The organism is Streptomyces sp. H27-H1, assembly GCF_026627445.1.
Classification (GTDB): domain Bacteria; phylum Actinomycetota; class Actinomycetes; order Streptomycetales; family Streptomycetaceae; genus Streptomyces.
On sequence record NZ_JAPNLJ010000011.1, the window covers coordinates 18,210 to 32,402 of the forward strand.

The following is a 14,193-nucleotide window of genomic DNA, read 5'->3' on the forward strand; positions in this document are numbered from 1 at the left end:
GCCGTCTTCTATCGTCCGGATCACACGAGAAGGGAGGCCGCTCGCTCCGTATCGCATCGAGTGGCCAGCTCAAGTCATCACGATCTCCGATCAGATGGGGTGTGCATCGATGACTACGTTTCCCGCAGGCGAGAAGACCCACCGGGCCGTGCTTCCTCAGCGGCCCGCTCTGGAATCCGTGGGAGCAGACACCCCTGGGAGCAGGGACGAAACGGCTCACGGAGTCCCTGCCGCGCGGCGGGGCACCGGCAGGGGACATGAGCGAGGGGAGACCGACGAGGCCCGCACCAAGCCCCGTCGGCGACACGCCGTCCCTGCGGCCGAGGCCACAGGGACGGCAGAACACGGGAGCGGTGACGTTCCCTTCGCAGCAAGCCGGGTCTTCGTACTCGCCAAAGGCGGGGAGCCGCTCATGCCCTGCCACCCCGCCCGCGCACGCGAGCTCCTCGACGGCGGGCGGGCCGTTGTGGCCCGCCGTGCGCCGTTCGTCATCAGGCTCACCCGCAGAACCCTCGCCGATTCCGAGGTGGACGGCGTGGAGGTCCGTATCGACCCGGGCTCCAAGCGGACTGGCATCGCCGTCTCCGAGGACCGCGTCCACATACGCCGGAACGGTGCGGCAGCCTCCGTCCGCCGGGGACTCGTGGCTGTCGAGCTCCGCCACCGCGGCGCGCAGATCAGGGACGGGTTGCGGCGGCGTGCCGGATACCGCCGGCGGCGCCGTTCGGGCAACCTCAGATACCGAGCCCCGAGGAACCGGAACCGCACCCGGCCGGACGGATGGCTTCCACCGTCCCTGCTCCACCGGGTGGAGTCCACCCTGTCCCTCGTTCGCCGGCTGTGCCGGTACGCGCCCGTCACGGCCATCCACGTGGAACTCGTGGCATTCGACACCTGCGCCATCGCAGGAGCGGATTACCGGGACGGGACGCGCGCGGGCGCCGAGATCCGGGCATACCTGCGAACCAAGTGGGAGCGGGCCTGTGCCTACTGCGGGGTCTCCGGTGTGCCTCTCAACATCGAGCACATCCGGCCCCGCAGCCATGGTGGCTCCGGACGGACGTCCAATCTGGCCCTTGCCTGCGTCCCCTGCAACGTGGCCAAAGGGACGCTCCGGGTGGAAGTGTTCCTCGCCCACCGCCCGGCCCGGCTCAGGCAGCTCATGGCTCAGGCGCAGACGGACCTCCATGACGCCGCTGCCATGAACGCGACCCGCAACCGTCTGGTCGAGGCACTGACGACGCTGCAGCGGCCCGTGTCCACTTGGTCCGGAGCCCTCACCCACTGGAATCGCACGGCGATGGGTCTGCCGAAGAGCCACACGCTCGATGCGCTGGTGACCGGACATCTGGATCACCTGGGCGGCGCTGCGGTCGTCCGCGTACCGCAACAGGTACTGGTGGTGACGGCGACCGGCCGCGGCTCGTACGCCCGGACCACTCCGGACCGGTACGGCTTCCCTCGTCTGCTCCGCCCCAGGAAAAAGCAGCATTACGGCTTCGCCACCGGCGATCTGGTCCGGGCGGACCTCTCACGAGGCAAGTGGCGCGGCCGGTGGGTCGGGAGGATCGCCGTACGGGCTTCCGGCCAGCACCGGCTGACCACTGCGACCTGCCGGTTCGACGTCAGTCACAGGAATGTTCGGCTGTTGCAGCGCGGTGACGGCTACACGTACGGGATTTCCCCAGAAATAATCGGTTGAGCCGGGGCCCGCACGCTCCTAGGCTGACGCCACGCTCAGAAAGGAGGTGTCCCGAAGTGATTTCCACTCGGACAAGCGAGGTGACTGCGGGCTAACGCCCGTCGTCCACGCACCTAGTGCGGTGCCGGCGCTTGCGTCGGCCAATCCCAAGCAGTCACCCGACCCGCGAGCTCGCCGGTACGTCCGGCCGGCTTCCCCCACTGCAGGGGGGAAACCCGAGCTCGCGGGTCGTCTGCGTTCTCGGCGCCCGTAGCTACGGGCAGAGGCGCTCGACCCGCCACTTCCCGGCTTCCAGGACGTACTTCAGGCGGTCGTGGAGACGGTTCTCGTGGCCCTGCCAGAACTCCACCGCGTCGGGGGCCACGCGGATGCCGCCCCACTGGGGCGGGACGGGGACCTGTTCGCCCTCCGGGTAGCGGGCCTCCAGTTCCGCGTAGCGGCGGTCCAGTTCCGCGCGGGAGGCGATCACGCTCGACTGTTCGCTGGCCCAGGCGCCCAGCTGGGAGCCGTGGGGGCGGGAGCGGAAGTACGCGGCCGTCTCGTCGCGGCCGATGCGGGAGGCCGTGCCGGTGATGATGACCTGGCGGGCGATGGGGTGCCAGGGGAAGAGCAGGGAGACGGAGGGGTTGGCGGCCAGTTCGCGGCCCTTGCGGGAGTCGTAGTTCGTGAAGAAGACGAATCCCCGCTCGTCGAACTGCTTCAGGAGCACCGTGCGCGAACTGGGGCGGCCGTCCGGGGTCGCGGTCGCGACGACCATCGCGTTGGGCTCGAAGACGTTCGCCTCGGCGGCGTCCCGGAACCATTGGGCGAACTGGCCCATCGGCTCCTCGGCGAGGCTCTCCTCGGCGACGAGTTGGGAGCGGTACTGCTTGCGCATGTCCGCGGGGTCAAGGTGCTGATCGGTCACGCGGCCATCCTGCCGCAGCGGACCGCCCGGGACTGTGCCGTATGTCACGCTTCCCCAGGCCAAGCGGAACGGACAAAATCTTGGGGCCGGTCCGACGGTCCCCGACGGATGGCCATCGGCCGTGCCGGGCATCAACGGGGATGACCGCGCCGGACCGCGAATCACGCCGGAAGCCGAGCGTGTTCGCACTATTTGAGGAGCCGCCTGATGTCCGACTTCGTACCCGGGCTCGAGGGAGTCGTCGCGTTCGAAACGGAGATCGCCGAACCCGACAAGGAGGGCGGGTCGCTGCGATACCGAGGTGTCGACATCGAAGATCTGGTGGGCCACGTCTCCTTCGGGAACGTGTGGGGTCTGCTGGTCGACGGTGCCTTCAACCCAGGCCTGCCGGCCGCCGAGCCCTTCCCGATCCCGGTGCACTCCGGTGACATCCGGGTCGACGTGCAGTCCGCGCTCGCCATGCTCGCCCCCGTGTGGGGCCTGAAACCGCTGCTCGACATCGATGAGCGGACCGCCCGCGACGACCTGGCGCGGGCGGCCGTGATGGCCCTGTCGTACGTCGCCCAGTCCGCCCGCGGCCAGGGCCGGCCGATGGTCCCGCAGAGCGAGATCGACAAGGCCGAGTCCGTGGTCGAGCGGTTCATGATCCGTTGGCGGGGCGAGCCCGACCCGCGTCACGTCAAGGCCGTCGACGCGTACTGGACCTCCGCCGCCGAGCACGGGATGAACGCGTCCACCTTCACCGCGCGCGTCATCGCGTCCACGGGCGCGGACGTCGCCGCCGCCCTGTCGGGCGCCGTCGGCGCCATGTCGGGGCCGCTGCACGGCGGGGCGCCCTCCCGGGTGCTCGGCATGATCGAGGAGATCGAGCGCACCGGCGACGCCGTGGCGTACGTGAAGAAGGCCCTCGACAAGGGTGAGCGGCTGATGGGCTTCGGCCACCGGGTCTACCGCGCCGAGGACCCGCGCGCCCGCGTGCTGCGACGTACGGCCAAGGAGCTGGACGCCCCGCGCTACGAGGTGGCCGCCGCGCTGGAGAAGGCCGCCCTGGAGGAGCTGCACGCGCGCCGTCCCGACCGGGTGCTCGCGACGAACGTGGAGTTCTGGGCCGCGATCATGCTGGACTTCGCGGAGGTGCCGGCGCACATGTTCACCTCGATGTTCACGTGTGCCCGTACCGCGGGCTGGTCGGCGCACATCCTGGAGCAGAAGCGCACGGGCCGCCTGGTCCGCCCCTCGGCCCGCTACACCGGTCCGGGCGTGCGCAACCCCCGCGACATCGACGGCTACGCGGACATGGCCACGACGGCCTGAGACGGCCGGGACCGGCTGTAGCCGGCCGAGTGTGCCGATACGCGCCGGCTGCCCCCCGCACAGGGCCGCCGCTCGCCGTGGGCGCCGCATCCCCTGGGGGTGCGGCGCCCGCCGCGTTCCCGGGGCCGGTCAGCCCAGTTCCGAGTCCAGGATGCGGGCCCACTGGGCGACCACCCGCGCCCGGCGGGCGGTGTCGTCGGTGAGGACGTTGGCCAGGCCCAGGCCGCGGGCCATGTCGAGCAGGCCCTGCACGGTCTCCCGTACGCCCGGGACGGACTCGTCCGCGCCCAGCAGCTCCACGGCCATCCGGTGCGTCTCCCGGCCGACGCGGGCCTCCAGCTCGGCCACCCGGGGCCGCAGCTGCTCCTCGTGGGAGGCCGCGACCCACAGCTGCAGGGCGGCGCGGAACATCGGGCCGGTGTAGAGGTCGATGAGCGCCTCGACGACATCGGCGCGGGCAGCCGCCGTCCCGCCGTGCGGGAACAGGTCCAGCAGCGCGGTCGAGCGCTCCTCGGCCATGTACTCGACGGCCGCCGTGAACAGCTCCTCGCGGGTACGGAAGTGGTGCTGGGCCGCCCCGCGCGAGACGCCGGCCCGCTCGGCGACGACGGCGACGGTGGATCCGGCCCAGCCCTGTTCGGCGAGGCAGGAGACGGCCGCCTCCAGGAGGTGGCGGCGGGTCACCCGGCCGCGGGCCTGCTTGGGTCCGGTCGGGCCGGTTTCCGTGGTCACCGCAGCCATGAGGGGTCCCGTCGCTCGAAGCGGGCGCCGATGCCCTCACGGGCCTCGGCGGAGGCGAAGTGCCGGGCGGACAGCTCGGTGAGCGCGGCGCCGTCCCTCGCCAGGGCCTCCCGTACGGGGGCGGTGACCAGCCGTTTCGTGGCGGCCAGGGCCTCCGGGCCCGCCTTGAGCAGGCCCTCCAGGACGGGCGCCAGGACCTTGTCCACGTCCGTGCCGTGCAGGGTGAGCAGGCCGATCCTGGTGGCTTCGGCGGCGTCGAAGACCTCCGCCGTCAGGAAGTAGCGGGCGGCGGCGCGGGGGTCCAGGCGCGGGAGCAGCGGCGCGGAGATGACGGCCGGTACGACGCCGAGGTGGGTCTCGGTGAAGGCGTACGTGGACGCCTGCCCGGCGGCGGCGACATCGCAGACGCCGAGCAGCCCGAGGCCGCCCGCGCGGACGTGGCCGGTCACTCGGGCGACCACGGGCCGCGGGAGTTCGGCGATCTCCGAGAGCAGCGCCAGGAAGTCCGCCGGGTCGCAGGGGGACTTCAGGTCGGCGCCCGCGCAGAAGGTGGTGCCGGTGTGGGTGAGGACCACGGCCCGGGTGGCCGGGTCGGCGGCCGCGGCGGCGAGGGCGGTGCGGAGGTCCTGGACCAGGGCGGCGGAGAGGGCGTTGCGGTTGGCCGGGGAGTCGAGGGTGAGGGTGGTGAGGCCGGGCGCTCGTGCGGCGTGGACCAGGGGGGGCATGGCTCTCCTCCGGAGGGGGTGTTCGGTCGGTCGGGATCCCCTCGGGGGAGGGTATTCGGGTCGCCTGCGGCGTGGGTCGACGGGTAGCCCGGTCCGCTGCGCGGGGCGAAGTCCCCTACCCTCCCTTCGCCCGTTCCCCGGGCGCTGCCCGGAGCCCGGTCCTCAAACGCCGGACGGGCTGAAGCGCTCCTGGGGCTCCGCCTCAGACCCCGCGCCTCCATCGCCGGCGAGGCTGATGTGCGCCGGCGGGGCTGGATTAGCGGCGGCGAGGGTCTGGGAGGAGCCCCAGGGAACGGGCGGGGAGCGGCAGGCCTCGCGGCGTGGGTGGCTAGTAGGACTTGGGGAGGCCCAGGGTTTGGTGGGAGATGAAGTTGAGGATCATTTCTCGACTGACCGGGGCGATTCGGGCCACCCGGGAGGCGACGATCAGGGCGGCCAGGCCGTATTCGCGGGTGAGGCCGTTGCCGCCCAGGGTGTGGACGGACTGGTCCACCGCGCGGACGCAGGCCTCGGCGGCGGCGTACTTGGCCATGTTCGCGGCCTCGCCCGCGCCCATGTCGTCGCCGGCGTCGTAGAGGTGGGCCGCCTTCTGCATCATCAGGCGGGCGAGCTCGAGCTCGATGTGGACGGCTGCCAGGGGGTGGGCGATGGCCTGGTGGGCGCCGATCGGGGCCTTCCAGACCTGGCGGGTCTTCGCGTAGTCGACGGCCTGGGCGAGGGCGTAGCGGCCCATGCCTATGGCGAAGGCGGCGGTCATGACGCGCTCGGGGTTGAGGCCGGCGAAGAGCTGGAGGAGGCCCGCGTCCTCGTCGCCGACCAGGGCGTCGGAGGGGAGGCGTACCTCGTCCAGGACCAGTTCGAACTGCTTCTCCGCCGCCTGGAGTTCCATGTCGATCGGGGTGTGGGCGAAGCCGGGGGCCTCGCGGGGGACGATGAACAGGCAGGGCTTGAGGCTGCCGGTCCGGGCGTCTTCCGTACGGCCCACGATGAGGGTGGCGTCGGCGATGTCCACGCCGGAGATGAAGACCTTCCGGCCGGTGAGGATCCAGTCGTCGCCGTCGCGGCGGGCGGTGGTGGTGATGCGGTGGGAGTTGGAGCCGGCGTCGGGTTCGGTGATGCCGAAGGCCATGGTGCGGGTGCCGTCGGCGAGACCGGGGAGCCAGGCCTGCTTCTGGGCCTCGGTGCCGAAGCGGGCGATGACCGTGCCGCAGATGGCGGGTGAGACGACCATCATGAGCAGGGGGCAGCCCGCGGCCCCGAGTTCTTCCAGGACGATGGAGAGTTCGGCGATGCCGCCGCCTCCGCCGCCGTACTCCTCGGGGAGGTTGACCCCGAGGTAGCCCAGGGCGGCGGCGTCCGCCCACAGCTCGTCGGGGTGGCCGCCCTCCCGGGCGATGCGGGCGAGGTACTCGCGGCCGTACTTGCGGCCGAGGGCGGCGACCGCCGTGCGCAGGGCCTTGTGTTCTTCGGTTTCGAGGCTGGTGGCGGCGATGGTGGAGCTCATGCTTCCTCCTGGACTACGGCGAGCAGGGCGCCGAATTCGACCTGTTGGCCGGTGGCGGCGTGGAGCGCGGTGAGCGTGCCGGAGGCGGGCGCGAGGATGCGGTGCTCCATCTTCATGGCCTCCAGCCAGAGCAGGGGCTGTCCGGCGGTGACGGAGCTGCCGGGGGCGAGGCCCTCGGCGACGCGGACGACGGTGCCGGGCATGGGGGCGAGCAGGGAGCCCGGTTCGGTGCGGTCCTGGGGGTCCGCGAACCGGGGCACGGGGGTCAGGGCGTGGGCGCCGAGCGGGGAGTCGACGTAGACCGTGTTCGATTTGTGTTTCACGTGGAACAGCCGCCGGACGCCGTTCACTTCGAGGGCCACCCGGTGTCGCGCGGCGGACAGGATGCGCACACCGGGGTGGTCGACGAGTACCGGGGGTCCGCTGCGGGAGGGGCGGTACCGGACTTCGTACTCGGTGCCGGCGGCCGTGTAGCGGCGGCTCTGCGGCTGGGAGCGGAGGTTGCGCCAGCCGCCGATGCGGGAAGCGAGGGGGGCGTCCGCAGCGGGGGCCGCGTCGGCGAGGGCGGCGACGAGGGCGCCGAGCGCCGGGCCGGCGTCGTCCGGGGCGGCCTCCGTCAGGGCGGGCAGGTGGCGCTCGTAGAAGCCGGTGTCGAGCCGGCCGGCCGCGAACTCCGGGTGCCGCAGGGAGCGTACGAGGAGCTCACGGTTGGTGGTCAGCCCGTGGATCCGGGCTCCGGCGAGGGCGTGGGCCAGGGCGCGGACCGCCTCGGCGCGGGTCGGGGCGTGGGCGACGACCTTGGCGAGCATCGGGTCGTAGTGGATGGAGACGGTGTCCCCGTCGCCGAAGCCGGTGTCCACGCGGACCTCGCCGGGGACGGCGAGGGTGTGCAGGGTCCCCGTCTGCGGACGCCAGTCCCGGGCCGGGTCCTCGGCGTAGAGGCGGGCCTCGACGGCGTGTCCGGCGGACCGCGGCGGGGTGAGCGGGAGGGCCGCGCCCTCGGCGATCCGCAGTTGCAGGGCGACGAGGTCGATCCCGAAGACGGCTTCGGTGACGGGGTGTTCCACCTGGAGCCGGGTGTTCATCTCCAGGAAGTACGGGCGGCCGTCGGCGGTGACGAGGAACTCGACCGTGCCCGCACCCTCGTACGAGACCGCGCGGGCGGCGGCCACGGCGGCCTCGTGGAGGGTGGTGCGCAGGGCCTCGGGGAGGCCGGGCGCGGGGGCTTCCTCGATGACCTTCTGGTGGCGCCGCTGGAGGGAGCAGTCGCGGGTGCCGAGCGCCCAGACGGTGCCGTGGGAGTCGGCGAGGATCTGCACCTCGACGTGGCGGCCGAGCTCCACGTAGGGCTCGGCGAACACCTCTCCGTCGCCGAAGGCGGACAGCGCCTCGGCGGAGGCGGCTTCCAGGGACTCCTTCAGGGAGTCGAGGTCCCGCACCACCCGCATCCCGCGGCCGCCGCCGCCCGCCGCGGCCTTGAGGAGCAGCGGGAGGTCGGCGGTGGTGGCCGCGTGCGGGTCCACGGGATCGAGCAACGGGACCCCGGCGGCGCGCATCAGCTCCTTGGCGCGGGTCTTCGAGGCCATGGCCTCCATGGCCTCGGGCGGCGGGCCGACCCAGGTGAGTCCGGCGGCCCGGACCGCACGGGCGAAGTCGGCGTTCTCGGAAAGGAACCCGTAGCCGGGGTGGACGGCGTCGGCGCCCGCCGCGAGGGCGGCCTCGATGAGCAGGTCGCCGCGCAGGTAGGTATCGGCGGGGGCCGCGCCGGGCAGCCGTACGGCCGCGTCGGCGGAGCGGACGTGCAGGGCATCGGCGTCGGGGTCGGAGTGGACCGCGACGGTGGCCAGGCCCAGGGCGCGGGCCGTGCGGAAGACACGGACGGCGATCTCGCCGCGGTTGGCCACGAGGAGGGAGTGCAGCGGCTGCGGGGGAGGGTTCTGGGTCATGTGCGGGCTCACATCCGGAAGATGCCGAAGCCGCCACGGGCGCCCTCGACGGGGGCGTTGTGGACGGCCGACAGGCACAGGCCGAGGACGGTTCGGGTGTCGCGCGGGTCGATGACCCCGTCGTCGTAGAGACGTCCGGAGAGGAACATCGGCAGGGACTCGGATTCGATCTGCGCCTCCACGAAGGCGCGCATGCCGGCGTCGGCCTCTTCGTCGTACGGCTGTCCCTTCGCCGCGGCCGACTGGCGGGAGACGATGGAGAGCACGCCGGCGAGCTGGGCGGGGCCCATGACGGCGGACTTGGCGCTGGGCCAGGCGAAGAGGAAGCGGGGCTCGTAGGCGCGGCCGCACATTCCGTAGTGGCCGGCGCCGTAGCTGGCGCCGATGAGGACGGAGAGGTGCGGGACCTTCGAGTTCGACACCGCGTTGATCATCATCGAGCCGTGTTTGATGATCCCGCCCTGCTCGTACTCCTTGCCGACCATGTAGCCGGTGGTGTTGTGGAGGAACAGCAGCGGAATGTCGCGCTGGTTGGCGAGCTGGATGAACTGGGCCGCCTTCTGCGATTCCGCGCTGAACAGCACCCCTTGGGCGTTGGCGAGGATGCCGACCGGGTAGCCGTGCAGGGTGGCCCAGCCGGTGACCAGGCTGGTGCCGTAGAGGGGCTTGAACTCGTCGAAGTCGGAGGCGTCGACGATGCGGGCGATGACTTCGCGGGGGTCGAAGGGGGTCTTGAGGTCGGCGGGGACGATCCCGAGGAGCTCCTCGGGATCGTGCAGCGGCTCCTCGGCGCACGCCGGATCGGGCTGGGCCTTGCGGTGGTTGAGGCGGGCGACGACGCGGCGGGCCTGGCGGATGGCGTCGTACTCGTCGAGGGCGTAGTAGTCGGCGAGACCGGAGGTCCGGGCGTGCATGTCGGCTCCGCCGAGGGACTCGTCGTCGCTCTCCTCGCCGGTGGCCATCTTGACGAGCGGCGGGCCGCCCAGGAACACCTTGGAGCGGTCCTTGATCATGATGGTGTGGTCGGACATGCCGGGGATGTACGCGCCTCCGGCGGTGGAGTTGCCGAAGACGACGGCGATGGTGGGGACCCCGTCCGCGGAGAGCCGGGTGAGGTCGCGGAAGATGGCGCCGCCCGGGATGAAGATCTCCTTCTGCGAGGGGAGATCGGCGCCGCCGGACTCGACGAGGCTGATGCAGGGGAGCCGGTTCTGGCGGGCGATCTCGTTGGCCCGCAGCGCCTTCTTGAGCGTCCAGGGGTTGGAGGCGCCGCCGCGGACGGTGGGGTCGCTGGCGGTGACCAGGCATTCGACGCCCTCGACGGTGCCGATGCCGGTGACCATGGAGGCGCCGACCGGATAGTCGCTGCCCCACGCGGCGAGGGGGGACAGCTCCAGGAACGGGGTGTCCGGGTCGAGGAGCAGCTCGACCCGCTCACGGGCCAGCAGCTTGCCGCGGCTCCGGTGCCGGGCGGTGTACTTCTCGCCGCCCCCGTCGAGGGCGCCGGCGTGCGCGGCATCGAGCTCGGCGAGCCGTTCCAGGGCGGCGGTACGGGCTTGCGTGTGCTCGGGGGTCAGCGGGTCGACGGCGCTCTTGAGGCGGGTCACGGGGTCCCCTCCGGGGTGGTGGTCTCGGGGATCGGGTCCCCTCCGGGGCGGTGGCCGGGCGGATCGGACAGCAGGGCGGTGGGGATGTCCAGGTGGCGGGAGCGGAGCCACTCGCCGAGGGCCTTGGCCTGGGGGTCGAAGCGGTGGCCGGAGGCGACGCCGTCGCCGAGGATCCGGGTGATGGTGAAGTTGAGGGAGCGGAGGCCCGGCAGTACGTGGCGGGTCACTGCCAGGGGGGCCGTCTCGGGGAGCAGGGTCTTGAAGGCGTCCACGGTCAGGGTGCGGTGGAGCCACTCCCAGGCGGGGTCGCTCTCGGCCCATACGCCGACGTTGGCGTCGCCGCCCTTGTCGCCGCTGCGGGCCCCGATCAGGCGGCCGAGTGGGGCTCGGCGGGTGGGTGGTGCCGATGGGGGGACCGGTGCCGCCGGTGCGGTGGCCGTCCGCCCTGCGGGGCTGTCCCCCACCCCGCCCCTTCCCGAAACCGGGGGCTCGGCCCCCGGGCCCCCGGGCCGAGGCTGCGCCCCGACCCCTTCGGGGGCTCCGCCCCCGGACCCCTGCGCCTCAAACGCCGGCGAGGCTGGATGCGGCGTCGAGGCCGGGTTCCGGGCCACCCCCGCCCGGGTGCCGTCCGCCAGGACTGCCGTGTGGGGGGTCGTGGCGGCGGGGGTGGTGGTCGAGGTGAAGACGCCGTAGGGCTGGGCCGGGCCCGGAGGGGCCGTGACGTGGAAGCCCGGGTAGCTGGCCAGGGCGAGCTCTATCGCGGCCGAGGTCAGGGTCCGGCCCACCCGGTCGGGGGACGGGTCGCGGACCACCAGCCGCAGCATGGCGCTCGCCGTCTCCTCCGTCGGCGCGTCCTCGTGGTCCGTACGGGCCAGCGTCCACTCCGCGGAGGCCACCTCGGCCAGGAGCGGCGCCAACTGTTCCCGGACCAGCGCCGACTTCTCCTCGATGTCCAGGCCCGTCAGGACGAAGACCACCTCGTTGCGCCAGCCCCCGATCCGGGTCACGCCCACCTTGAGCGTGGCGGGTGGGGCTTCGCCGCGGGTGCCCGAGATCGCGACGCGGTCCGGTCCCGCCTGCGCCAGCCGGACCGTGTCCAGGCGGGCCGTCACGTCGGGGCCGAGGTAGCGGACTCCCTGGGTTTCGTAGAGGAGTTGCGCCGTGACCGTGCCGACGGAGACGACGCCGCCGGTGCCCGGGTGCTTCGTGACGACCGACGAGCCGTCCTCGGCGATCTCCGCCAGCGGAAACCCCGGCCGGGTCACGTCGTGCCGGGTGAAGAAGGCGTAGTTGCCGCCGGTCGCCTGCGTTCCGCACTCCAGCACGTGGCCCGCCACCACCGCACCCGCGAGCCGGTCGTGATCGTCCGGCGCCCAGTCGAACCACCACGCCGCGGGCCCGCTCACCAGCGCCGCGTCGGTGACCCGGCCGGTCACCACCACGTCCGCGCCCGCCCGCAGGCAGGCCGTGATGCCGGCGCCGCCGAGGTAGGCGTTCGCGGTGAGCGCGTCCTGCCCGTACGGCATCAGGTCGTCGCCCTCGACGTGCGCGACCGAGACGGGGACGGAGAGTTTCGCGGCGAGGGCCCGTACCGCCGCGGCGAGTCCCGCCGGGTTCAGCCCGCCCGCGTTCGCGACGATCCGCACGCCCCGCTCGTGTGCGAGGCCCAGGCACTCCTCCAGCTGGCGCAGGAAGGTTTTGGCGTAGCCGAGTTCCGGGTTCTTCAGCCGGTCGCGGCCGAGGATCAGCATGGTCAGCTCGGCCAGGTAGTCCCCGGTCAGTACGTCGAGGGGGCCGTCCGTCAGCATCTCGCGGAAGGCCGCGGACCGGTCTCCGTAGAAGCCCGACGCATTGCCGATGAGCAGCGGGCGCCGGGGGTTCCTGGGGCGCCCCGGGCGCGCGGTCACCGGGAGGCCCCGGGCGTGCGCCCCGGGCCCGCCGGGCCGGCGAAGGCCTGCGCGATGTCGAGCCAGCGGTCGGCGTCGAGGCCGGACGCCGTCAGGGCCAGGTCGGCGCGGTGGGCGCGCTGGGTCACCAGCAGGCAGAAGTCGTGTGCCGGGCCGGTGATCCGCTGTGGCGCGTCCTCGGGGCCGTACGTCCACACCTCGGCGCCCGTTCCCGGAGCCGTCAGCTCCACCCGGAACTCCCCCGCCGGCGCCGGCAGGCCCCGTACGGCATACGCGTAGTCGCGGGCCCGTACCCCGATCCGTGCCACGTGCCGCAGCCGGGCCGTCGGTACGCGGCGCACCCCGAGCGCGTCGGCCACGTCCTGGCCGTGCGCCCAGGTCTCCATCAGGCGGGCGCTCGCCATCGACGCGGCCTTCATCGGCGGCCCGTACCAGGGGAACCTGGTGTCGGGCGAGGCCGCGGCAAGGGCCTCGTCGAGTGCGCCGCGGCCGGCCCGCCAGCGGGCGAGCAGCTCGGCGGGGGCCAGCGAGGCCCCCTCCTCGGCGCCCGCGTCGACGAAGGAGTCGGGGGCCTTCAGGGCCTCCTCGACCAGCCCCGCGAAGGCGGTGGCATCCGTGAGGGCGAGCAGTGAGGCCCGGTCGGTCCAGTGCAGGTGGGCGATCTGGTGGGCCAGGCTCCAGCCGGGCGCGGGGGTTGGCCTCGCCCAGTCGGGGGCGGGCAAATCCCCCACCAGGGAGTCGAGTTCCCGGCCCTCCTCGCGGAGATCGGCGAAGACGGCGAAGGCGTTCTCGACAGCGGACGGATCGGGCACGGGTGCGCTCCCCTTCTCGGCGTGAGGGGAAGCGTGGCAGCCGCCATCAAAACAATCAAGCGTGCTTGCATTATTTGTCGAGGGGTGAACGAGGGTCGCTCGCTCACCACTTGGAGCGCGCGCCCGCCACGACCGCTTGCACGTGCCGTACGCCCGCGGCAAGGATCCTCACCACGGCAGCACACCGGGCCGGGACCGGCGACGAGGAAGTGGACGCGGGAGTGGACGTGGGCGTGGACGCGGGCGTGGGAGGGGACGTTGAAGTGGAAGTGGACGTGACAGCGGAAGTGGGAGAGAACGTGCAAGCGGACAGGCTCGAGGGCTCCGTCAAAGGCGTGATGTTCGACTTCTCCGGCACCCTCTTCCGCGTCGAGCCCACCGAGGACTGGCTGCGTGCGGTGGTGGCGGACGCCGGGATCGATCTGTCCGAGGCCGAACTCACCGCCTGCGCCGCCCTGCTGGAAGAGGCGGGCGCCCTGCCGGGTGGCGCCTCGCCGCGGCGGCTCCCGGCCCGGCTGGAGCCGCTGTGGCGGGAGCGGGACCTGAGCCCCGGGCAGCACCGGGCCGCCTACACCGCGCTCGCCCGGGAGGTGCCGCTGCCCTCCGCGGAGCTGGCCGACGCCCTCTACGAACGGCATCGGACCCCGGCGGCCTGGCGGCCCTACCCCGATACCGCTGCCACGCTCGGAGCCCTGCGCGCACGGGGCGTCCCCGTCGCCGTCGTCAGCAACATCGGCTGGGATCTGCGCCCCGTCTTCCGCGCCCACGGGGTCGACCAGCTCGTCGACGCGTACGTACTGTCCTTCGAGCACGGAGTCCAAAAGCCCGACCCCCGCCTGTTCGGGGCCGCCTGCGAAGCACTCGGGGCGGCGCCCGCCGACGTCCTCATGGTCGGCGACGACGCCGTCGCGGACACCGGGGCCGCGGCGCTCGGGTGCCGGGTCCTGCTGGTCGAGCACCTGCCGGTCGAGCGACGGCCGAACGGGCTGAGCGCGGTGCTCGGACTGCTCTGACGCACACCCCGGCAG

Annotated in this window: 11 protein-coding genes; 3 read left to right on the plus strand and 8 right to left on the minus strand. The window is 73.0% G+C overall.

Going from position 1 to position 14,193, the window contains the following annotated elements; translation table 11 throughout:
* Window positions 1–109: 109 nt before the first annotated feature.
* Entirely contained in the window at window positions 110–1,702 is a 1,593-nt protein-coding gene (gene iscB / locus OTB20_RS14240) for an RNA-guided endonuclease IscB (protein ID WP_267817633.1), read from the plus strand.
* Window positions 1,703–1,955: 253 nt separating this feature from the next.
* Here the strand turns inward: iscB and pdxH are convergent, their stop codons facing one another.
* The gene (pdxH, locus tag OTB20_RS14245) at window positions 1,956–2,609 is read right to left on the minus strand and encodes a pyridoxamine 5'-phosphate oxidase (protein ID WP_420716392.1); all 654 of its coding nucleotides are present in this window, start codon (window positions 2,607–2,609) and stop codon (window positions 1,956–1,958) included.
* 207 nt (window positions 2,610–2,816) lie between these two features.
* Between pdxH and OTB20_RS14250 the strand changes: the two genes are divergently transcribed.
* Window positions 2,817–3,923, plus strand: a complete 1,107-nt coding sequence (locus tag OTB20_RS14250) for a citrate synthase 2 (RefSeq protein WP_267817635.1) — start codon at window positions 2,817–2,819, stop codon at window positions 3,921–3,923.
* Window positions 3,924–4,052: 129 nt separating this feature from the next.
* Here the strand turns inward: OTB20_RS14250 and OTB20_RS14255 are convergent, their stop codons facing one another.
* From OTB20_RS14255 to OTB20_RS14285, 7 genes are all read right to left on the minus strand, one after another.
* Window positions 4,053–4,664, minus strand: coding sequence for a TetR/AcrR family transcriptional regulator (locus tag OTB20_RS14255; protein WP_420716393.1), 612 nt, complete (start codon window positions 4,662–4,664; stop codon window positions 4,053–4,055).
* The gene (locus OTB20_RS14260; RefSeq protein ID WP_267817638.1) at window positions 4,652–5,389 is read right to left on the minus strand and encodes an enoyl-CoA hydratase family protein; all 738 of its coding nucleotides are present in this window, start codon (window positions 5,387–5,389) and stop codon (window positions 4,652–4,654) included. Before OTB20_RS14260 ends, OTB20_RS14255 begins: the two co-directional genes overlap by 13 nt.
* 328 nt (window positions 5,390–5,717) lie before the next feature.
* Window positions 5,718–6,893, minus strand: a complete 1,176-nt coding sequence (locus tag OTB20_RS14265) for an acyl-CoA dehydrogenase family protein (RefSeq protein ID WP_267756647.1) — start codon at window positions 6,891–6,893, stop codon at window positions 5,718–5,720.
* Window positions 6,890–8,839, minus strand: coding sequence for an acetyl/propionyl/methylcrotonyl-CoA carboxylase subunit alpha (locus tag OTB20_RS14270; RefSeq protein ID WP_267817640.1), 1,950 nt, complete (start codon window positions 8,837–8,839; stop codon window positions 6,890–6,892). The genes OTB20_RS14265 and OTB20_RS14270 overlap by 4 nt, the downstream gene beginning before the upstream one ends.
* Before the next feature lie 8 nt (window positions 8,840–8,847).
* The gene (locus tag OTB20_RS14275; protein WP_267817642.1) at window positions 8,848–10,446 is read right to left on the minus strand and encodes an acyl-CoA carboxylase subunit beta; all 1,599 of its coding nucleotides are present in this window, start codon (window positions 10,444–10,446) and stop codon (window positions 8,848–8,850) included.
* Entirely contained in the window at window positions 10,443–12,254 is a 1,812-nt protein-coding gene (locus tag OTB20_RS14280; RefSeq protein WP_420716400.1) for an acyclic terpene utilization AtuA family protein, read from the minus strand. The genes OTB20_RS14275 and OTB20_RS14280 overlap by 4 nt, the downstream gene beginning before the upstream one ends.
* A gap of 95 nt (window positions 12,255–12,349) precedes the next feature.
* A complete protein-coding gene (locus OTB20_RS14285; RefSeq protein ID WP_267817645.1) occupies window positions 12,350–13,165 on the minus strand; it encodes a TIGR03084 family metal-binding protein in 816 nt (271 codons plus the stop codon).
* A 338-nt stretch (window positions 13,166–13,503) separates the two neighbouring features.
* Between OTB20_RS14285 and OTB20_RS14290 the strand changes: the two genes are divergently transcribed.
* Window positions 13,504–14,178: an HAD family hydrolase gene (locus OTB20_RS14290; protein ID WP_267817887.1), complete on the plus strand. Its 675-nt coding sequence runs from the start codon at window positions 13,504–13,506 to the stop codon at window positions 14,176–14,178.
* Window positions 14,179–14,193 lie beyond the last annotated feature (15 nt).

Coding starts and splice junctions, on each gene's coding strand:
- OTB20_RS14265 (WP_267756647.1), bottom strand. CDS start 6,893: ATGAGCTCCACCATCGCCGCCACCAGCCTCGAAACCGAAGAACACAAG.
- OTB20_RS14255 (WP_420716393.1), bottom strand. CDS start 4,664: ATGGCTGCGGTGACCACGGAAACCGGCCCGACCGGACCCAAGCAGGCC.
- OTB20_RS14270 (WP_267817640.1), bottom strand. CDS start 8,839: ATGACCCAGAACCCTCCCCCGCAGCCGCTGCACTCCCTCCTCGTGGCC.
- OTB20_RS14280 (WP_420716400.1), bottom strand. CDS start 12,254: ATGCTGACGGACGGCCCCCTCGACGTACTGACCGGGGACTACCTGGCC.
- OTB20_RS14290 (WP_267817887.1), top strand. CDS start 13,504: ATGTTCGACTTCTCCGGCACCCTCTTCCGCGTCGAGCCCACCGAGGAC.
- iscB (WP_267817633.1), top strand. CDS start 110: ATGACTACGTTTCCCGCAGGCGAGAAGACCCACCGGGCCGTGCTTCCT.
- OTB20_RS14260 (WP_267817638.1), bottom strand. CDS start 5,389: ATGCCCCCCCTGGTCCACGCCGCACGAGCGCCCGGCCTCACCACCCTC.
- OTB20_RS14250 (WP_267817635.1), top strand. CDS start 2,817: ATGTCCGACTTCGTACCCGGGCTCGAGGGAGTCGTCGCGTTCGAAACG.